Here is a 17,537-nt window from a genome sequence, read left to right on the forward strand (position 1 = left end):
CGGCCCCTTGATTAGATTACTTGTGCCTGGAATACCTCGTCAGCAGCCGGGAAGCTAGGTAGCGCTGTGGCTACTGCTTTGGTCCACGTAGATACAGGATCCAGGTTTTCCTCGTATACCATCGCCAAGACCTTACCGATCATTTGCGTCTGGATAGATGGGTCACGGGTCAACCGGATTTCCTCTGCCGTCGGCCCGTAGATCGTTTCACCGAGCGGTCCTTCCGGCAGCATGACGAATTTATTCTGCGGGAAGTAACGATGTTGTGTGTAGGACCCGTCTGCGGTTTGCTTACGGTACACGTCATCATTCGTTGCGATAGTCGGCAGCTCCAACTGACTCAGCAGCGCGTTAAGATCCAGCCTTGTAGCCACACGAGAAGCGTTATTACCGAACAGTGCACCGATAACCTTCGGATGACGTAGCAGCGCCATCAGGACCGTGCTAGACGTCAACACGCGCTTAGGCTTTGTACCCAATGTGGAATACCAATCCAGCATTTGCGTGATCGGATCACTATCTGGGTTTGTCCACAAATCGGTTCCTGACAACACCTCTTTATGCTCGTCAGGCACGCCGTAATCGATGGTAGCGCTCAGGTTGTTCTCATTGAGTGTAACCGTACCATTTGCAGCAGCTTCCATCCGCATGGCCTCTGCGCGAGCCCGTACACCTGTTACCAAAGTATCGATATCGTTATATACTTCCCGCATCAGATACTGCTGTTCAGCTGGTGTTCGCGGATTCTCAAGCGCGATAATTTCCTTCTCTGTGAGTGGAAGTTTCCGCTTGATCAGTGCCAGTTCCAACGCTTTGCGGTTTGCTTCCCGGCTGCCGATTTCGGCTTCCGTATCAAAATCATGAATCGAGGCGATGACTGGTACACGTCGAGCGCCTTTGATCATGTCAAATTCCAGTGACTCGCGCTTAACTTCCGGAAACAGCAGTTCTCCGGTAAATGCAGGATACTGCCGGTTTTGCAGGTAGTTCAGAATTTCTCGTTGATTAAAAAGTTCCAAGATGTTTGGCATAAGATTTCATCCTCCTTCGAGATTAAACAACCACTTTAAATTTGATATTCGACTTCTCGGCCAGCGCCGTTTTGGCTTCGGTCGTAAGAGTAACAGGCAATCGTGCTTCCAGGATCCAAGCGTCCACCAAAACTGAACCTGGTGCAGGTCCCTCCGTCACATCCGTATCCGTCAACGTAATGCCGATGGCTGTAGCATCGTTGGCCGGGTACACGGATCCAGCCGGAACGACCTTGCGGCCCTGCGCGTCTGGCGTTACGCCGGTACCCTCAATCTGATAGGTATACGCGATATACTTGGCACTTGCCAAGAAGTTGATTTGCTCTACTTTCCCGTAATCTTTTACATATGGCATGATTTTGTCTCCTTTCAATTTATCCCCGGATTAATCCCAAGGATTGTTTGCATTTGTAGGCGCTTTGCCGCCCTCATTTGCTGCCTTTGCAAAGTCAGCTCCTACACTGGACTTGCCGCCACCACCACCAGCTCCGCCGGGCTCTGAAGGCGTAAAGCCCTTGAATTTGGGCTTGCTGTCGTCTTCGGGGACAAACAAAAAAGCCTTGCTCGTTTGCAGGGCTTTGATCTGATCGTCCAGGCCAGCTTTGATATTACCGCTGTCGTCCAACTGGATAAGGTCCGTATTAAGCAGTCCGGTTACAATATCGGGGTCATGCACTTTGCCAGCAAGGGCCAGTTTGACGGCCGTGCTGAGTTTCAACGCCTTGGCTTCGGACTCATACTTTTCCTGTGCCGTCTTGTTGTCTTCTTGGAGCTTTTGGATCTGCTGCTTCAGTGCATCTGCATCGCCGCTGGATTTCGTTAGGTCCTCCAGCTGCTTATCTCGATCCGTCACTTCCTTTTCAGCCTTTTTACGGGCTTCGACGACATCGTTGTATTGCGACTTCGGTACAAAGTGCTTCGGCAGCTCCTTGTTCACGTCACCGATCAAGGCGTCGATCTTCGTTTCATCCAAACCGGCATTCTTCAACAATTCCTTAAGCCACTCCATTTATCATCAACCTCCATAGATTTTTATAGCTGCTCTCCAGCTAAGGGAGCCGGTCGATATACTCCAACCGCGAGTATGCCTAGTTTTTAGCCATCCGACAGGGCAGAGTCTTAATCTTTAATCAAATATTGCCACAGTTGCACGATAGGCGGTTCATCTGGACACATTACCAACTCAGCTCTTATAATCGCAGGGGTAAGCACGCCTAGTCTCTCTAAAAAAGTCAGTGTACGCTGATGATCGAGATCAGCAGTCAATGCAATAGGTATGTGGTCTATTTCAGCTATTTCTCCTTCTTTCACATCCCAACACCAACGAAAATGAACTGCACCAACAATGTCCAATCCTAACTCTTCTCTAACTATTGGGATGATATCAACATCCGTACATACATCTTTATTCATTGGCTGCTTTTGCACCTCCAGATTCAATTGCCGACTGAATCCTCGCCGTTAAGTTTTCAGCGATCTGAGTCACGTCTGCATGATCGGGAACCGAAACGAAAACATGAACATTCATGATACCGACCGGCTTGTCATCCGACGTTTCTTCGACGGTACGCTCGATGAGCTCACCATTTTCGAATCGTTCTGTTGTAATCACCGTTTTAATCATGTGTCCCCGCCTCCTTCTTTACCTTCAACGTATTGTTTGTACCATTGCCCATACGTCATATTGTCAGGGATCTTGTAGACCTCCCCGTCACTTCCCCGAGCCAGCCTTTCAACTGGGTTAATCTCGTCATCGAAGAAGGGAACCACGGTGGAACGACAATAGGGATGCAGCGGTGGAAAGTTGACCCCGACTGCCTTTTCAGCCAGCGTGAACACTTTGTTATCCATCTCTCGGCAGATCGGACTTGTCTTCCGGTCCAGCGTGGATAGGAACTCGTATTTCTTCACGACGCCGCTCGCCTTATACCCACTGAATGCCGCCTCGTTTTGAATATGACTGGTCTCCGTCCTTACGAGCCGTTCCGCCGCGCGGTATCCTACATTCATCCTGTCAGCTAGGATATGGGCAGACTGTCGGGCTCCTTCACCTCGTATAAGAGCTTGGCTAAACTCTGTGATGAGTCGCTGTACAAGCCGGTTATTGTCTCCCCAGATCCGCTGCGAGAAGTTCGAACCGATCCACGGGTTTTTAATCACGGTTTCCAAGGTATCCAGGTCAATCCTAGCGAATGAGCCGCCGAGGCCGATTCCCTTCTGAACTTCGAATATGGTTCGGTAATAACTATCCGTATACACATCGGATAACAATCCAGAAAGCCCTTTATCCTCTGCCATGCTCAAGTTTTGGATAACGCCCTGCATTTGAATCTGAAGCGCCTGCAGGCGGGACACACGAACCTTGTAAGATGCGTTATTCAGCATTTTGGTCCATTGCCCGTCCGGGTTATCTTTGGCAAGCTCGATAAACCGTTCAACGCCCATATGGAAATCCTGCAGCTCATTGCCATTAAGCATCTTCTGGGCATCAGCATAGGACATCGTGCCATTATTCATAGCGAAACGCGAGTAAAAGACGTCGATTTCCTTTTCAATCTCGGCCATTGCTCGCGCATACTCACCCTTTAAGCGGCGCTGTGCATATTGATCTGCTTTACGATGCTGGGCCTCCGCAATTTGTTCACCGCGCTTTTGCCAATAGGCCGATGGCTTCATTCCTCTTCACCTACCAAGGCAGGCAGCGGGAACCCGAAGGCTGGCGAACGCTCAAACGGTGGATCCGGGGGGACGTTTATCGCTGCGACAAGCTCAGCCAAAGAACTGATATCCTCTGATTGGACCGATTCACCCGATTGATACGATTGGATACAAAAACGTGTCATCCCCTGTATGAGCTCATTCACCAGCTGGATCGTCTTCGGTTCTAGCATCCGGACCACCCCCTAACCCTCCGTAGGCATCGGACATCCGCTGTAGGGCCTCTTCTTTTTGCTTCTCGATTCGATCAATCTCGGCCTGAACATCTTTGACCCAAGGATGCTGCGCGACAAGGGTTTCATCGGACAGTATGCCAACACTCTCCTTGATTGAGGTGATGATTGAGGACTCATCGATTGGCATGTCATGGTTAAAGGTAAATTCAACCTTTTCAGCGCTGTAATCCTTGCCTGATGTGTTGTACAGATGCGTATCAATAAACCACCGCAGCTGCTCAAGCGATGCCTGGAACTCGGTTTCCATCAGGCTCGCATCCAAATCCAGATCGGAATAGAGGAACCTCAGAGCAATGCCCGACGGCGCGCTGCCAATATTCAATCCTTGTGTGTCAACACCGCGACCAAATTCATAGATATCCTTCCGGGTCTGCTCTATGTGGGTCTTATATGCCTCCGTATTAATCTCCAGGCTAATGGTATCTACGCCGGAATGGCCGTCAGGATCGTCAATCTTGAAAATGCGATACCTGGACAGGTTTTTTCGAATCTCGCCTGCCGACGTTCCACCATAGCCCTTAACCACATACGCATTGTCTGGCAAATCCTCCAAATTATTCGAGTTATCAGATTTGTTGCGATCATAATCATCAACCAGCGATTGGATGATTTCCACAAGGGGCTGCTCTGCCTCATTGTACTTCCACGGGATAAAGGGGATCCGTTCCCAGTTCAGCGGCTTTTCTTCTTGCCCGGCCACCATAGTAAAGTGAGAACTGACATCACCTGCCTCAACGTCAGGAATCAGCCTGGTTCCGTCATCGACATACCGGTATACTCCGGTTGTATCCCACCACTCAATTTTCCGGACCTTCTTCCGTTTCAATCCTTCATAGGTGATAACCTCATAATCTCGGATGATTGCATCCAGGAGCGTATGTGCCTTGTCACGCCACAACGGGATAATCTCCAGACTATCCATCAGCCGAAACGACAGTGCCCCTTGTTCGTCGTAATGCACGAACCACCAAGCAATCCCTTGGTTTACCGAGGTTCTGCCCGTAGATTGGAGTCGTCGATACATGCTACTATCAAAAAACGCGGACCAGGCTTTGGCGTAGTCCTCTTTTTCCGTTGATATACTCAGCGGCTTGCCAAGAAGGTATCCGACCTTTTGGTCTACGAGCTTCCGGGCGAAACCATGGGCGATACGGTTATCAGCTAGAATATCGGTCTTCACTCTTCGGCCGTCCTCGCCGATCACGGTACGATCTCGATTCAGGATATCGTTTTTCACTCGATAATAACGCTCGCCGATCTCCATCCACTTCCGTTTCTCATTGTCTTGCCATTCACTGGTTTCGATCTGAATGATCTCTTCCCGTGATGCCCTAGATTCGGCCCCTCGAATGATAATCTGTTTTATCTCTTCTTGCTCATCTGGACCAAACAACGAAAAAACCATGTCGTTTACCTCCTCTCTTACTCAAAACTGAAATTCCCCTTCAGGTCCGAAACCTCGTAATCATCCAGGGCATACCAAATAGCCGAGAACGTATGAGGGTCAATGCTGAATTCATCGACAATGATCTCCCCTTTTTTGTCCACGGCATAAGTTAAGTCTTGCAGCTCGTCAATCGTGTTCACGCATCGATCCGAGCATATGATTTTTTTGAACCGTTTGACCTTCTTCGTATACTGCAGCCGCGATCCTTGGAATTTCTTAGCCGGCCGCATCGCAAAACCCATCTGTCGGAAATACTTGATCGTTTTCGGCTCCGCGCTGTCTGCCCGGATGACTTCCCCGGTCCCTTGGAACTCAGCCAGATCCTCGGCTGTGCGGTCATCGGTCATTTGATTCTTGTAATACTCCCAATGGATATACAGGATCCTCTCTTTATGGTCCACAGCAAGGCGTACCAACGCGTTGTAAGAAGATTCAAAACCGAAGTCCATGCCAGCCCTTCGAATCGGCGAGCGAATGGCCCGAATCGCCTCCATCACCTCGTCATGTGGCCGTACCTCGAACTGAGGCAGCACACGCACCCCGTTCACGCCAAAGCGGCCCCTACGGGCAATACGGTGCAGATCCGGATCGTACTTCGCCATATCCTCCAGCTGCTCAATATAGCTATCAGGCAAGAAGAGATTATCATCGGCCACGGAATGGTGATAATACGTACCGTTGACCACTTTGATCCGTTCACGATACAGTTCCTCGTCGTCCAGGACCGTCGCCTTGGCCTTGGAGTCCTTGAAGAAGTGTTTATAGCACCAATTGGCCGTACTGACCGGGTTGGTGCTCAGGATCATGTGCAGCTGCAGTGTCGGGTGCCGAAGACGGCCAAGCAATTCCTTGAAGCCTTCGTATTTGACCTCACTGCATTCCTCAATCCAGACGATGGACACGTTATGGATGGACTTCAGCTTTTCCGGCTTATCCATCCCTTTGAAAATGATCTTGCTGCCATTCGGGAATCGGATCTGCATCGGCGATACAACTGTTCGGACCTTTCCTTCCAGGCCGAGATCGACAATGATCTCCGACAGCAGGGCGTACGTGGAATCCCGTAGTGTATCGTATACCTCCCGGACAACCAATGCCGTGCGTTTCTCATTCAGGAGCTTCAAGATGAGCTTCAGCCCGGCGTGATAGCTCTTAGATGAGCCATACCCACCGACCAAGAAATAAAATTTATGGGTCCAGTCAAATAAAAAATCCTCGAAATGAGGATTGACTTCCTTTTCCACCATCGCCGTCATGTTCGCTCACCCTTTCGGGTAATGACGATCTGGATCGGCTTGTCGTCATCTTTGGCGGCTTTTTGGTCAAGCAAAGCAACTTCGCCTTTCAGCCTGGCGATCCGCAGCTCCTGTTCTTCAGTCGCCAGATCCGTCTTCAGGAGCTCGTCGTATTGCTTGATTAAGCTTTGAAGTGTCCCCATGGCTCGGCTCTGAGCCTGGAGGAATGTGGCCTGCTTATCCCAAGCCTGCTGGACCTCCCAACGTTGACCGCTGACGTTGCCAGACTTCTCCTCGATCTTAGTCGTCGTCACGTCTTCCCGATCCTTAACGTACATAATCTGCTGGGCCCGAATGATCGCCGTGTACTGGATCATGATGTTATCCCAAACGATGTCCAGCGGCTGCTTGGTCTGCAACTGCTCCATGATCTCCAGGGACTCCGCCGGAAAATACCTTTGAAAGAATCCATGAGTAACGGCCTTGTCGTTTCCTGGAGGGCCGCCTGGACCGCCACGATTCCCAACAGCATTCTTATTTCCCCTTGGCGCCCCGCCTTTGTTTGTGTGCACCCTTTTCGGTTTGTGTGCACCCTTTTCGCGGGACCAGCCATGCCGTTGTTTCCAACTCTTCACGGTGTTGATCGAGACGCTATGTTTATCAGCAATCTCTTGATATTTCATTCCTGACAGATAATCCTGCTCGGCCAGTTTATGCAATTCCGCCATTTACACGATCACCACCCCCGGCGTTGTGTTGGTTTTGAAGAAAAGAAAAAAGCCGCTAAGAAAGCGACTTAAATAGAAAATACTTATTGACGTACGTAAATATAAAATGGTATAATATAGTTAGAAAGGAGGTGAACAAGATGCCAAAAACGAGAAAAGAAGAACGACGCGATGAACGGACGGCTAAGATCATGCTCATGACTGCAATCATAAGCTTGATTGTCTCGATCATCACCCTCATCACCACGCTGGTACGTTAATCAGACAACCCGGAAGGGGGGCCCTGCAAAGGGCTTCCTGAAAGGGTGGGTGAAATATTAGGTGTCGTTCTTCTTAACTCGATTATACCACAAAGGAGCTGATCGTATGAACGTCTCCAAGATGAATAAAGCAACGATGATTATCAGCGTATTATCTATTTTGATAAGCCTGACAACCATAGCTATCCTTATTGCAAAGTGGTGAGATTATGCTTGAATTTGAATCTAAAGAACATCTGTCTGCCTGGATATCTCATGAGCTCATAAGCACAGCTGAAGCTATTGAGATTCTGGACTGCACTCGTCAGAACCTTCATTCCTTCGTTAAGCGGGAAAGACTCGTGCCGGTCAAAGAGACGAACCGGGAACGCTTATTCTGGAGGTCTGAGGTTATGAACCTCAAAGAGGAAGTAGCCAAGTACAACCGTAAATGACCCGTCTATATGGCGGGTCTTTTTTATTTATCGTGTCTAGCAACTGCCGCATTCGCCCACATAACAGCCTGCTCCAGGTTCGTCAAGGCAAGCGACTTCTCGCGGCTGCCAGGAGCCAGATCATCGATCAGATAGGCAAGCTCTTTGGCCTTCTTTCGGATCGCCTGATAGATCTCCGGTTGTCCTGGCGTCGGCTCATGATAACTGAAATTGTTCTCGATTTGTGGATTCATTCGACAACCTCCTCATAGGTTTTCTCAAAGATATCCGGCTTACATGGGTAAAACTCGCCGTTCACGCCCTTGATGATGTAGTCTCCAAGTGTGACCTCCATCTTACCCTCAAGAGTAACGATGTAAAATGCAGGTGGTTCAAATACCACCGGATTACTTCCCAACGCAGTGATAACGTCATTCGGCATTATACCCTTTTCGAATTTAACTGCTTCGATAATGACCGGCTTTTTACGATACTGGGCCACAGTGAATCATTCCTCTCAGGATAATAATAAAAGGGCCGCCTCGATCCGAGACGGCAATGGGTAGGAGGTAACGAATAAAAGGTTAACGAATAATCCGAACGGCAGGATTTGAACCCACACTACTTATTCCCAAGGCAAGCGTGCTACCCAGCTACACTACATCCGGACATTGGCACCGGCACCAGGATTCGAACCTGGATCTCTGCTCTCTGTTTTGACAGGGGCCCCGCAGTGCTCTTACCGACGAGCTATACCAGTGAAATTAAAAAGAGACGGCCACCTAACGGCTCATTGGGTCCATTGCTGACCGCCTCCTTACATGAAGGGCACAATATCATATTAACACGGAAAATTAGGCCTTTGTTCTCGTTATGTTCTCGTTTCCGTCTCGTTTTTGTCTCTATTATTTCGCCAATCTTTCGTATTCGGCTATAGCCTTCTTTCTCCAACGGTAAAACACAGGTCTAGACAAGTTCAATTGTTCTGTAACATTCTCCCAGGGGTTACTGTCGATGATGTGCAGCCAAATAATTTTTGCATAATCCGGCTTATATTGCTCAAGGGCATCCAACACCGCCTCTATCCTTTCGACCTCAGCCTGCAGATTCTGCAGTTCCGTCAACCTTTCTATGATCTCCTCGATTCCCTCCCGGATCTCATAACCTCTCGCAGCAATCACCCTTTGAATCTTTCCTCGCAGTTCCTGCAGCAGTTCCGTGTCTTCCGGATCTAACACTTGAACGGGTATAGCTTGCATCTGGGACTTAACTCCGGCAGGGTACTGTGTCATATAAGCATGTGCTACATTTTCCAGTTTTTGCTCATATCCTGACAGATACATGTACGACGGTAGACCTCTCAATTTGCGGTGCAGCTCCTGCAGCTGGTCGTCCTCATTCAGTCGGGATACCGTGATTCCGGCACCCACGCTATACGTAGACAGCGCCTGAATACGGGCTTTCTTCTGCCGGTATTGGGAAAGCTGTTCAATCACTTGCTGTTCTGTTGTCATTCCACTACCTCCAAATTAGCAACGTTCACCTGCAATAGCTCTTCATCAAAGTCCACAATGGCCTGTTCTTTGTAAACATCTATCACAATGCCAGTTCCAAATATTACGTGTCTTACTCCGTCTCCCGGCTTAATGGTGGGTATCGTTAAAGCTTCATCTGCTATCTTTAAGACGTTGTTCAATCGCAAAGCAACATTGTCAGGGTTACCAGAGAAGTTTCCGAGAGACGCTTGCTCTTGTATCTTCCTAAGCGCTTCTATTAGCTTTACTCGGTTATTCATATCCACCCTCCTTCGCAAATCTTCTTGTTTTATGCCTCACGCATCATCGCTCCAGAAGTAGTTATAAACTTGCCGTAGCCTCTATCCTCCACGTCTTCGCTCTGGCAGATCGGGCAAACAGTAACGGAATGATCTACATCCTCATCATCTTCAACCGTGAACATCACCGCGCATTCTGCACACTCGTAGCTGTGCATCATCAACAGCGGCATTTCCGGCTTGTCGGGGTAATTGACCCGTTGCGGCCAATCAAGCGGATTCCGCAAGCGCTCATGATAGATCATCGTTCGTATGGATCCTGTTGTGCTGCCGAGCTCAAGGGCAATTTCTTTTACTGGCTTACCAGCAAGGAACAACTTGTGAAGTTGCTTTTTGTCTACTTTTTCAGGTTTCATCTGTCTCACCTACCATCTCGTTTATTCGGCGGTGGATCCGGCAAGATCACATAGACCTCGCCGATCAGCTCACCGTTATCGCCGTATATCAAATCCCAAGGGATATCTTGAAAATAAGGATCAACATCATACAAGGCATTCCGCCTCCAACCTTCTTTGGTATCTTTGGCGGTACATATCAACCAAACCTTCCCGCCTTAATCGATCATATTTCACACGGATCGTGTGCTCAGTTCGGCCCAGGGCAAAGGCAAGCGTCCGGACATCATCAACCCCATAAAACTTGCAGAGGTATTCCAGTTCTTCACCGCTAAATGTTTTTCCATGGTTGAAGTGGAACTCAGGGTGATAGAGCATCCGGTTAAATCGATCATAGACAATCCCATCAGTTTCTGGTTCTGCCTGCATCACTGACATTCCTCCCTGAATTCTTTTCGTAAACCTCTTCCAGCCACTCAACCAACATGATCATTTGCTTAACCGCCAACCGGTTTTCCTCGTACTTCCTGCAGACTTCCCCAGCGGAATCAGCAACCCATTCCCAAAACTCCGGGCTGTGCATGCCGTATCGGGTCGCGGCGTCGTTCACCTGCTGGGTCCACTGGAACATATCCCAGAAAAACGCCTTGTAATCCATCGCCTACAGCTCCTCGATCCTGACGTAAATGCCTGGCCGGTCGGCCCAGAACTTTTCGATGATCTCGCTGGCCACAATGGCGTCATCCGTCCAGTAGCCCAGTTCCGTCATGATATCAAACGGTAGCTTATTCAGGTTGTGTGTGTCCGGCTTCGTGGTTTTCCATTCACCGTCGTAATGCTTGCTACCGTCTTTGATCGGGAACAGCCATTTCACAATGACTCGCAGCGCCCCCTTGTACTTATTCGCCGGCACATGCTGCCCCAGGTGGGCCATCAGTTTTGCACGAGCTGCCTTCAGATCGTCCGGCTCATAGAATACGGGTTTACCGTTGACGGTCGTCACCTTCTTTTCTTGGTGCGTTGCCGTCGGTGGTTTCATCGGCATGAAGAATTCAGTTGTCATATCATCACATCCATTTTTTAACTTTTTAGCGGCGGCGGATTTCCCAATAAATTTAGGGGAAGGGGGAGGGGGATTTTTATACCCCCTCCCTTATTCCTTATATATTTATATATACAGGTCGCCACCGTCGGCGGCGGCAATCATAGACGTATCAAAATCCCCGCAACTTTTTGCAGAATTGCGGCAATCATACTTCGCAAGTTGCGGCAATCATAAATCCTTGGTGTCCCCGCAATAAATTGCGGATTGCAACGACCATAAAACAAATGATTGCCGCCGCAATTTACTCGTCTTCTTTGTCTTCCTTTTTGACGATTCGGAACCCGATTGAGCGATCAATTTCGTACCCATATTTCTTGACCCAATCTCTCACGGTACGCTCAGCAACCTCTTTTCCGGTTTGCCCATACCATGCGATAACATCCAATACAGTCGGCGGTTCCCCAAAATTACAATTGTTTACGACATCCTCAAACTCTTCAGCTTTGGACCGTCGCTCCTCTTTTGCCTTACCCTTTCGTTTATCCGCAGCCTTCTTCCAAGGTGGCTGTGCGGAATCGCCTTCTGGATCAATGTCCTTCAAGCTGCCGACATCGTCTACCTTATGGATCGGGTACTGGAACCACATGTTGACCGGCTCGAACTTGGCATATTCCCGCAGCGTGCCCTCCACTCGCCATGCAGAGCGTCCCTTTACAGCCTTGATGACCTGCTCAATTGTCGGCATGATGTTCGTCATGACTTGCGGCATAGCCCTCTTGGCGTGGTCCTCCATAGCCTTCGCACTGAGCTCATCATCCTGTGAAACATGATCCTGAAGGTAAGCTGGGTTATGCTGCTGAAACAGTTGTTTGTACATGGCACAAATGGCCTTGTTCTCTTCCTGGCTCTGGAGCGCTTCGGTTACATCCAGTTCCACTAAATCAATAAGTGCATCCGGATCCCGAGCGAACACGCCGCTGCCACTTGCCCGGTCCATGGACTTCTTGCCACCTTGGGACCCTTTCGAGTGATGATGGCAGTAAATGACGCTGCAGCCTAATTCCGTTGCGATCTTGTCAAATTGGTTAGTGAAATGCGCCATCTGATCAGCGCTATTCTCATCGCCTGTCAGAACCTTATAGATGGGATCAATGATCACGGCGATATAATTCTTCTTGGCTGCACGCCGGATCAGCTTCGGAGCAAGTTTATCCATCGGTACCGACTTACCGCGTAGGTTCCAGATATCGATATTGCCGATATTTTTAGGTGACATTCCCTTCGCCTGGTATACGTCTTTAAATCGATGTAAGCAAGAAGGCCGATCAAGCTCCAGATTCACATACAGGACCTTCCCCTGTGTGCATTGCCATCCTAACCACTCGTCTCCTTCGGCTATGGCGGTTGTAAGTCCGATCAACGCAAAGCTCTTGCCGGCTTTCGACGGTCCGGCGATCAGCATCTTATGCCCCTGCCGCAATACTCCATGAATCAACGGTGGAGCCAATACCGGCATGTTATCCCAGAAATCCGTCAGGCTCTCCGGATCCGGCAGATCATCATTGACGCCCTCGATCCATTCATGCCATTCGGCCCAGCTCGCTTTACCAATATTCGTATCTACAATGAATTGCTTTTTGCCATTACGTTCGACGCCCGGCATGCGGGACAGTCTGGAAGGATTTCGATTTTGATTATCGATGTTCAGCCCGTTCTTCTTGCAGACGTTGTACAGGTAATCCACACGCTTCCGGTATTCGTCATAGCTGGCTGCATCCACTCTGACAATGGCGTGCAAGCTTTTTCCTCCGCTGTAGACCATGACGGCGATCGGCAGCTCCAGCTCACGCATGATGGCGTTTTGCTTATCTACGGCCATCGTATCGGACTCGACGAGTGCGTAACGAAACTCGGAGACGTTCTCGTTTTTGACGCCCTTGCCATCCAGCGGGTTGAATCTTATCCAAGCTCCGGCAGCCGGGTCGTAATCACCGAAGACAGCCCCGATATCGCCATTGCACATATTTAGTCCTTGAATCAGCTCGCCAGCTGTCCGGTCCCAGGCACCCTTTGTTGGTAAATACTTGCCTTCATCGTTCTGCCAAGTATCAGTGACGTATCCAACATTTTCGGATGCTTCAAAAAGCGTTTCTAGATACGTTGTTAGCTGCTGGGTAGGATTCCAGACCGCGGGTTCGTGAACCTCTTTACCTTCAATCCAATTCTTATCAACGACGACGTAATCCCCGCCGGAGATCTCGTCATCCCATCCAAGCTCTCGATCTTCCCGATCAGCCGACCGCGGCACCCAACCGTTATCCTTCGCCAGCTGCGTGATCGTTGCACCCGTGACCGGGTTTCCCGATCCTTCGAATGAGGTCCATTTCTTGAAGCATTCGCCGGGATGGTACCTGCCTCCGTCCCGTCTGCTCCAATCATCCCAATCACTGGCCGTATATCCTTCGTATTTAAGCGCCATGCCCACGTTGACCCATTCCTGATAACTCAGGAAAGATGGATCGACGAAATCGAGCAATGCTATGAGGTCGAGTTTATGTTCCATTCTTTATCTCTCCAGTAGCTCAGAGTTGTCGTGGATGGTACCGATTTTAATTGCCCCTTCTACCCATCCATAATCACGGTCGTATTCGGCTAGTTCGGACAAGTATAAAAATCCATCAGGGAATGAGTCAGCAACGAACATGAATCCTCCAGCACAAAATTGTATTTTACAAATGTGCTTATGCCCCTCATATTTCACCTCTGTAATATCACCATCAAATAGCTTTTCTTGTTGCTCAGAATCATCATGAAGCCCCGTGAATTGACCTACCGTTTCCGGATCGACATCATACCGCGGGAAATCAGCAAGGCTATGGACAATACAGTGACGAGTTACACCCTTGACGTAGTACCCATATGCCCACTCGCCGTTATCCAGTTGCTTGCCACGGAATTCATATTCTGTCATGTCAACACCCTCCAAACTTCTTCGGTTTAATCTTCGCGCCTTTACTCAACTGTCCGTGGATCCAGTCAATGCAGTGTTCGGCTGCTTCATTGCGTGTAATTGAATCAACTCCGCTATCTGCCATCATTTCCATGATTTCTCCAAGCTTCTGGGCTTGTTCTTGTCCGATCGTGACTGTTTGCATGCGTACTTCCTCCTTATAGTAAGGTGGGGAGGATTACCCTCCCCTGGTGTTAAACTGCATCTGGATCAGGGTTGTCTGTATACAAAGCTTCCAACGTCTGGTGCACGTCTGATACCGGCACGCCATGAATCTGCGCAATCTCAATCGCATCCCTGTCATCGTTATGCCAATTCAACGACAACTCACATAGAGCATGATAGATGATTCTGTATTCCAATGATCCGACTGGATACATGTTATCCCTCCTAAAAAAGTGCCATCTGTACCACGTCACGTGGCCTGTATGGTATCCACTGCTCGCCGTATTCCTTCATCCATTCCTCGACTGATTTGCGCCGGTTCCATTCGCTTCGGGGAATCCAGCTCGTATTGTCTCCCTGAACGGCTGCCTGATATGGTACGAACCATTCCGGTTTCATCATCCCTAGTAGATGCACCTTTGCTTTGATCCCTGGCCTAAGCAAATCGTCCAGGTAGCGCATACGCTCTCCGTCTGGCATCGGAACCGTGCCGCCGATGAAGACTAATTTTTCATTCTGCAGAAGGCTTCTGTCCCCGCCCGGCTGCAGGATCGGAATCGGTTTGTACCCTCGCCGCCGCATATCCTTGAGATACCATTCTGTCGCTTCTGGACTACCTATCTCGTCATATTGCATGTATTTATGCTTGGATTTGGCGTGCCGATCGATATAAGCGCGATACCCCTGATATGAAATGCAATCATCTGTAAACGTTCCAGGGTCCCATATAACATCTCGGTTCTGCATGTATGATTCCAGCCAGCTCGGATATCTCCGCAGCAGGGTCGCACTCAAAAGCCAGTAGGGGACACCGCTTGCCTGTTCTGCTAGATGCCTTCGATTTACTCCAGCAACATAGATGATCCTTTTCACATCCCCACCTCTTTATCAGTCAATAGATCCTCTATCACGACAAAGCAGACAGACGGGTTTACCTTTGAGGCGGAACGCTGTGTAAATTCTTTTGCAACTCACGCACAACTTTCTTTCGGTCATACCGACTTATCCCTTCCCTTTGAAGTTGTCCTAAACTTGATAGGTTTCGTATGTGATGCCGGTATCGGCTTTCCGTTGATATGCGCCAGTTCCTCTGGAGAGAGCTTATATTCCTTGACTTTGCTTGGGGGTGACCCCTTCAGCTCATTCTCTCGCCTTGGTATCGATGTCTCCATGCCGAACCTCCTTTATAGCCGTGCCTAATGCCCAATGTGCAAATTGTTTTCTTGATAACACCGATTCCATTCCCGGCCGCCTGCCTTTAATAATGATAAAATGCACGTTATCGAAAAAATCCTTTCCATCACATCCAGACCGGGTAGCGGTTACCTTTCTCAGGGAACCACCCTTGCCGACATACGTCTTTCCGGCTTTGATCTCTGAGGGAAACACTTCTGCACACCTCCTAAATATGTGTAATACCATTCCTAAACAGGATCATATGTTCGGTTTCTAGACCGAAAGAGGCCGTTATTTCACTGACTGGTACCCTTCCCAATACTATTCCACGCGGTACTCTTTAGGATTAATGTCAGATGGTGTTCTCCAGCCATTCGCAGCAATGCGATCTATCAATTTACGCGCTGCTTCAAAGGGCCAAGTCCCAACATGCTGGAATCCGCGATTCTCTAGTTGACGGATCTGCTTGGGTGTAGTGAGCCCTTCGGCCCGTCGCTTATCCAGGCGCTCTAGCAGCTTTGTAGCCTTGCCAGCGTTGTCGATCTGATCTGGCAGGATTCCCAGTTTCTCCAGCGTTTTGACTTGGGAATCACTCGGCGGGGCCATCTCCCAACCGAAGGACGGTACATAGCCGGATAGGTCCTCAGCTTGGATTGACATTTCAAATTGCAACGGATCAACCAGCTTAGCCTTGCGCTTTTTCATTTCGGCCAGTTGTTTCGCCAAAGCCTCCTCTCGCTGGGCGATGACGTCCTCTGCAGCTGTCTTCTCCACAGCCTCCAAATCCAGCGCCACCCCGGCCTCCTCTATCTGCTTGGTCATGGCCTTGGCTACTTCCTCATTCTCTGCAATCAAATGAGCAGGATGGCAAAGCTCATGCCGGTCCGTATGCCACAAGAAGTCCAGTAGCAATAATTCTTCTTTTCCAGGATGAAGCCGGGTACCGCGCCCAACCATCTGTGAATATAGAGAACGTACTTTTGTCGGCCGCAGAACAACGACACAATCGACGCTCGGACAGTCCCAACCCTCCGTAAGTAACATGGAGTTGCACAAGACGTTATACTTGCCTTTATCAAAATCCTCTAACACTTCGGCCCGATCCTGTGAATCCCCGTTGACTTCCGCGGCCCGAAAGCCTATTGAATTTAGAAAGCTGGTGAATTTCTGACTGGTCTTTACCAATGGGAGAAAGACAACGATTTTCCGATCTTTGGCGACCTTCCACATCTCTGCAGCGATTGATTCCAGGTATGGATCTAAGGCCGTACCCAAGTCGCTACTTTTGAAGTCTCCGGCCTGCTGTCCGACTGCTGATAGGTCGAGCTTTAAGGGAATCGTCATCGCCTTGATCGGGCTTAGATAACCCTCCTTGATGGCTTTAGGCAACGTATATTCATAGGCCAGGCTTTCAAAGTAAGAGCCCAGGTTACGCATATCGCCCCGGTCCGGTGTGGCTGTCACGCCGAGAACGTTCGCCCCATCGAAATACTGGAGCACGCGCTGGTAGCTGTCTGATATGCAATGGTGGGCCTCATCGATGATAATCGTATCAAAATGATTTGCAGCGAATTGCCGCAGCCGTTTATCCCTCATAATCGTCTGGATGCTGCCGACAACGACCCGGTACCAGCTGCCGATTGATGTCTGCTCTGCCTTCTCAGTAGCGCATTTCAACCCGGTTGACTTCTCCAGTTTGTCGGCTGCCTGATCCAGTAGCTCGCCCCGGTGGGCTAGGACGAGCACGCGCTCGCCCAGGGTCACCCGGTCCTCAATTACCTTGCTAAATACGATCGTCTTTCCGCAGCCTGTAGGAAGCACCAGAAGCGTCCTCTTGATGCCTTTGACCCATTCTTCTTGAATGGATTCCCTTGCAGCCTGTTGATAATCACGTAACTCCATGG

Annotated in this window: 27 protein-coding genes and 2 tRNA genes; 1 reads left to right on the forward strand and 28 read right to left on the reverse strand. The window is 49.5% G+C overall.

The window, feature by feature from the left end; translation table 11 throughout:
- Positions 1-11 precede the first annotated feature (11 nt).
- From B9D94_RS19685 to terS, 10 genes are all read right to left on the reverse strand, one after another.
- On the reverse strand, positions 12-1,031 hold the full coding sequence (locus tag B9D94_RS19685; protein ID WP_148247773.1) for a major capsid protein: 1,020 nt from the start codon (positions 1,029-1,031) through the stop codon (positions 12-14).
- A 22-nt stretch (positions 1,032-1,053) separates the two neighbouring features.
- A complete protein-coding gene (locus B9D94_RS19690; RefSeq protein ID WP_148247774.1) occupies positions 1,054-1,386 on the reverse strand; it encodes a hypothetical protein in 333 nt (110 codons plus the stop codon).
- A gap of 30 nt (positions 1,387-1,416) precedes the next feature.
- Entirely contained in the window at positions 1,417-2,040 is a 624-nt protein-coding gene (locus B9D94_RS19695; RefSeq protein ID WP_148247775.1) for a phage scaffolding protein, read from the reverse strand.
- 110 nt (positions 2,041-2,150) lie between these two features.
- On the reverse strand, positions 2,151-2,444 hold the full coding sequence (locus B9D94_RS19700; protein WP_148247776.1) for a hypothetical protein: 294 nt from the start codon (positions 2,442-2,444) through the stop codon (positions 2,151-2,153).
- The gene (locus B9D94_RS19705; RefSeq protein ID WP_148247777.1) at positions 2,437-2,655 is read right to left on the reverse strand and encodes a hypothetical protein; all 219 of its coding nucleotides are present in this window, start codon (positions 2,653-2,655) and stop codon (positions 2,437-2,439) included. Before B9D94_RS19705 ends, B9D94_RS19700 begins: the two co-directional genes overlap by 8 nt.
- Positions 2,652-3,707 (reverse strand): minor capsid protein, encoded by a 1,056-nt coding sequence (locus B9D94_RS19710; RefSeq protein WP_148247778.1) that lies wholly within the window; start codon positions 3,705-3,707, stop codon positions 2,652-2,654. Before B9D94_RS19710 ends, B9D94_RS19705 begins: the two co-directional genes overlap by 4 nt.
- Positions 3,704-3,922 carry a hypothetical protein gene (locus tag B9D94_RS19715; RefSeq protein ID WP_148247779.1) on the reverse strand — a complete coding sequence of 73 codons (219 nt, stop codon included), beginning with the start codon at positions 3,920-3,922 and terminating at the stop codon, positions 3,704-3,706. The genes B9D94_RS19710 and B9D94_RS19715 overlap by 4 nt, the downstream gene beginning before the upstream one ends.
- Positions 3,888-5,390, reverse strand: a complete 1,503-nt coding sequence (locus B9D94_RS19720; RefSeq protein ID WP_148247780.1) for a phage portal protein — start codon at positions 5,388-5,390, stop codon at positions 3,888-3,890. The genes B9D94_RS19715 and B9D94_RS19720 overlap by 35 nt, the downstream gene beginning before the upstream one ends.
- A 17-nt stretch (positions 5,391-5,407) precedes the next feature.
- Positions 5,408-6,679, reverse strand: a complete 1,272-nt coding sequence (locus B9D94_RS19725; protein ID WP_148248824.1) for a PBSX family phage terminase large subunit — start codon at positions 6,677-6,679, stop codon at positions 5,408-5,410.
- Positions 6,680-6,684: 5 nt separating this feature from the next.
- On the reverse strand, positions 6,685-7,395 hold the full coding sequence (gene terS, locus B9D94_RS19730; RefSeq protein ID WP_148247781.1) for a phage terminase small subunit: 711 nt from the start codon (positions 7,393-7,395) through the stop codon (positions 6,685-6,687).
- A 469-nt stretch (positions 7,396-7,864) separates the two neighbouring features.
- Here terS and B9D94_RS19735 point away from each other — a divergent pair, with 469 nt between their 5' ends.
- Entirely contained in the window at positions 7,865-8,089 is a 225-nt protein-coding gene (locus B9D94_RS19735; RefSeq protein WP_148247782.1) for a DNA-binding protein, read from the forward strand.
- A gap of 23 nt (positions 8,090-8,112) precedes the next feature.
- Here the strand turns inward: B9D94_RS19735 and B9D94_RS19740 are convergent, their stop codons facing one another.
- From B9D94_RS19740 to B9D94_RS19820, 18 genes are all read right to left on the reverse strand, one after another.
- On the reverse strand, positions 8,113-8,322 hold the full coding sequence (locus tag B9D94_RS19740) for an Acb2/Tad1 domain-containing protein (RefSeq protein ID WP_148247783.1): 210 nt from the start codon (positions 8,320-8,322) through the stop codon (positions 8,113-8,115).
- Positions 8,319-8,570: a hypothetical protein gene (locus B9D94_RS19745; RefSeq protein ID WP_148247784.1), complete on the reverse strand. Its 252-nt coding sequence runs from the start codon at positions 8,568-8,570 to the stop codon at positions 8,319-8,321. The genes B9D94_RS19740 and B9D94_RS19745 overlap by 4 nt, the downstream gene beginning before the upstream one ends.
- 93 nt (positions 8,571-8,663) lie before the next feature.
- Positions 8,664-8,736: transfer RNA gene (locus B9D94_RS19750), tRNA-Pro, on the reverse strand.
- 4 nt (positions 8,737-8,740) lie between these two features.
- A tRNA-OTHER gene (locus B9D94_RS19755) sits at positions 8,741-8,828 on the reverse strand.
- Between the two features lie 145 nt (positions 8,829-8,973).
- Positions 8,974-9,582, reverse strand: a complete 609-nt coding sequence (locus tag B9D94_RS19760; protein WP_148247785.1) for an RNA polymerase subunit sigma-24 — start codon at positions 9,580-9,582, stop codon at positions 8,974-8,976.
- A complete protein-coding gene (locus tag B9D94_RS19765) occupies positions 9,579-9,863 on the reverse strand; it encodes a hypothetical protein (protein ID WP_148247786.1) in 285 nt (94 codons plus the stop codon). The genes B9D94_RS19760 and B9D94_RS19765 overlap by 4 nt, the downstream gene beginning before the upstream one ends.
- Before the next feature lie 29 nt (positions 9,864-9,892).
- The gene (locus B9D94_RS19770; protein WP_148247787.1) at positions 9,893-10,258 is read right to left on the reverse strand and encodes a hypothetical protein; all 366 of its coding nucleotides are present in this window, start codon (positions 10,256-10,258) and stop codon (positions 9,893-9,895) included.
- Positions 10,259-10,263: 5 nt separating this feature from the next.
- A complete protein-coding gene (locus B9D94_RS31790) occupies positions 10,264-10,392 on the reverse strand; it encodes a hypothetical protein (RefSeq protein ID WP_301337235.1) in 129 nt (42 codons plus the stop codon).
- On the reverse strand, positions 10,385-10,666 hold the full coding sequence (locus tag B9D94_RS19775) for a DNA-entry nuclease (protein ID WP_148248825.1): 282 nt from the start codon (positions 10,664-10,666) through the stop codon (positions 10,385-10,387). Before B9D94_RS19775 ends, B9D94_RS31790 begins: the two co-directional genes overlap by 8 nt.
- On the reverse strand, positions 10,644-10,895 hold the full coding sequence (locus B9D94_RS19780; protein WP_148247788.1) for a hypothetical protein: 252 nt from the start codon (positions 10,893-10,895) through the stop codon (positions 10,644-10,646). The genes B9D94_RS19775 and B9D94_RS19780 overlap by 23 nt, the downstream gene beginning before the upstream one ends.
- Positions 10,896-10,898: 3 nt before the next feature.
- The gene (locus tag B9D94_RS19785) at positions 10,899-11,300 is read right to left on the reverse strand and encodes a RusA family crossover junction endodeoxyribonuclease (RefSeq protein WP_148247789.1); all 402 of its coding nucleotides are present in this window, start codon (positions 11,298-11,300) and stop codon (positions 10,899-10,901) included.
- A gap of 283 nt (positions 11,301-11,583) precedes the next feature.
- Entirely contained in the window at positions 11,584-13,845 is a 2,262-nt protein-coding gene (locus B9D94_RS19790; protein ID WP_148247790.1) for an AAA family ATPase, read from the reverse strand.
- A 3-nt stretch (positions 13,846-13,848) separates the two neighbouring features.
- Positions 13,849-14,253 carry a YopX family protein gene (locus B9D94_RS19795; RefSeq protein ID WP_148247791.1) on the reverse strand — a complete coding sequence of 135 codons (405 nt, stop codon included), beginning with the start codon at positions 14,251-14,253 and terminating at the stop codon, positions 13,849-13,851.
- A 1-nt stretch (position 14,254) separates the two neighbouring features.
- Positions 14,255-14,437, reverse strand: a complete 183-nt coding sequence (locus B9D94_RS19800) for a hypothetical protein (RefSeq protein WP_148247792.1) — start codon at positions 14,435-14,437, stop codon at positions 14,255-14,257.
- A gap of 49 nt (positions 14,438-14,486) precedes the next feature.
- Positions 14,487-14,672 (reverse strand): hypothetical protein, encoded by a 186-nt coding sequence (locus tag B9D94_RS19805; RefSeq protein WP_148247793.1) that lies wholly within the window; start codon positions 14,670-14,672, stop codon positions 14,487-14,489.
- Between the two features lie 10 nt (positions 14,673-14,682).
- Positions 14,683-15,330: a hypothetical protein gene (locus tag B9D94_RS19810; protein ID WP_148247794.1), complete on the reverse strand. Its 648-nt coding sequence runs from the start codon at positions 15,328-15,330 to the stop codon at positions 14,683-14,685.
- A gap of 267 nt (positions 15,331-15,597) precedes the next feature.
- Positions 15,598-15,846: a hypothetical protein gene (locus B9D94_RS19815; RefSeq protein ID WP_148247795.1), complete on the reverse strand. Its 249-nt coding sequence runs from the start codon at positions 15,844-15,846 to the stop codon at positions 15,598-15,600.
- Between the two features lie 108 nt (positions 15,847-15,954).
- Complete coding sequence (locus B9D94_RS19820) at positions 15,955-17,535, reverse strand: DEAD/DEAH box helicase (RefSeq protein ID WP_148247796.1); 1,581 nt, start codon at positions 17,533-17,535, stop codon at positions 15,955-15,957.
- Between the last annotated feature and the right edge of the window lie 2 nt (positions 17,536-17,537).

Source organism: Paenibacillus sp. Cedars, from assembly GCF_003184205.1.
Lineage (GTDB): Bacteria > Bacillota > Bacilli > Paenibacillales > Paenibacillaceae > Paenibacillus_AQ > Paenibacillus_AQ glucanolyticus.

Bases quoted from the DNA above. Each gene is read 5' to 3' on its own strand.
- B9D94_RS19685 (WP_148247773.1), bottom strand. From the start codon at position 1,031: ATGCCAAACATCTTGGAACTTTTTAATCAACGAGAAATTCTGAACTAC.
- B9D94_RS19690 (WP_148247774.1), bottom strand. From the start codon at position 1,386: ATGCCATATGTAAAAGATTACGGGAAAGTAGAGCAAATCAACTTCTTG.
- B9D94_RS19695 (WP_148247775.1), bottom strand. From the start codon at position 2,040: ATGGAGTGGCTTAAGGAATTGTTGAAGAATGCCGGTTTGGATGAAACG.
- B9D94_RS19700 (WP_148247776.1), bottom strand. From the start codon at position 2,444: ATGAATAAAGATGTATGTACGGATGTTGATATCATCCCAATAGTTAGA.
- B9D94_RS19705 (WP_148247777.1), bottom strand. From the start codon at position 2,655: ATGATTAAAACGGTGATTACAACAGAACGATTCGAAAATGGTGAGCTC.
- B9D94_RS19710 (WP_148247778.1), bottom strand. From the start codon at position 3,707: ATGAAGCCATCGGCCTATTGGCAAAAGCGCGGTGAACAAATTGCGGAG.
- B9D94_RS19715 (WP_148247779.1), bottom strand. From the start codon at position 3,922: ATGCTAGAACCGAAGACGATCCAGCTGGTGAATGAGCTCATACAGGGG.
- B9D94_RS19720 (WP_148247780.1), bottom strand. From the start codon at position 5,390: ATGGTTTTTTCGTTGTTTGGTCCAGATGAGCAAGAAGAGATAAAACAG.
- B9D94_RS19725 (WP_148248824.1), bottom strand. From the start codon at position 6,679: ATGGTGGAAAAGGAAGTCAATCCTCATTTCGAGGATTTTTTATTTGAC.
- terS (WP_148247781.1), bottom strand. From the start codon at position 7,395: ATGGCGGAATTGCATAAACTGGCCGAGCAGGATTATCTGTCAGGAATG.
- B9D94_RS19735 (WP_148247782.1), top strand. From the start codon at position 7,865: ATGCTTGAATTTGAATCTAAAGAACATCTGTCTGCCTGGATATCTCAT.
- B9D94_RS19740 (WP_148247783.1), bottom strand. From the start codon at position 8,322: ATGAATCCACAAATCGAGAACAATTTCAGTTATCATGAGCCGACGCCA.
- B9D94_RS19760 (WP_148247785.1), bottom strand. From the start codon at position 9,582: ATGACAACAGAACAGCAAGTGATTGAACAGCTTTCCCAATACCGGCAG.
- B9D94_RS19765 (WP_148247786.1), bottom strand. From the start codon at position 9,863: ATGAATAACCGAGTAAAGCTAATAGAAGCGCTTAGGAAGATACAAGAG.
- B9D94_RS19770 (WP_148247787.1), bottom strand. From the start codon at position 10,258: ATGAAACCTGAAAAAGTAGACAAAAAGCAACTTCACAAGTTGTTCCTT.
- B9D94_RS19775 (WP_148248825.1), bottom strand. From the start codon at position 10,666: ATGCAGGCAGAACCAGAAACTGATGGGATTGTCTATGATCGATTTAAC.
- B9D94_RS19780 (WP_148247788.1), bottom strand. From the start codon at position 10,895: ATGGATTACAAGGCGTTTTTCTGGGATATGTTCCAGTGGACCCAGCAG.
- B9D94_RS19785 (WP_148247789.1), bottom strand. From the start codon at position 11,300: ATGACAACTGAATTCTTCATGCCGATGAAACCACCGACGGCAACGCAC.
- B9D94_RS19790 (WP_148247790.1), bottom strand. From the start codon at position 13,845: ATGGAACATAAACTCGACCTCATAGCATTGCTCGATTTCGTCGATCCA.
- B9D94_RS19795 (WP_148247791.1), bottom strand. From the start codon at position 14,253: ATGACAGAATATGAATTCCGTGGCAAGCAACTGGATAACGGCGAGTGG.
- B9D94_RS19800 (WP_148247792.1), bottom strand. From the start codon at position 14,437: ATGCAAACAGTCACGATCGGACAAGAACAAGCCCAGAAGCTTGGAGAA.
- B9D94_RS19805 (WP_148247793.1), bottom strand. From the start codon at position 14,672: ATGTATCCAGTCGGATCATTGGAATACAGAATCATCTATCATGCTCTA.
- B9D94_RS19820 (WP_148247796.1), bottom strand. From the start codon at position 17,535: ATGGAGTTACGTGATTATCAACAGGCTGCAAGGGAATCCATTCAAGAA.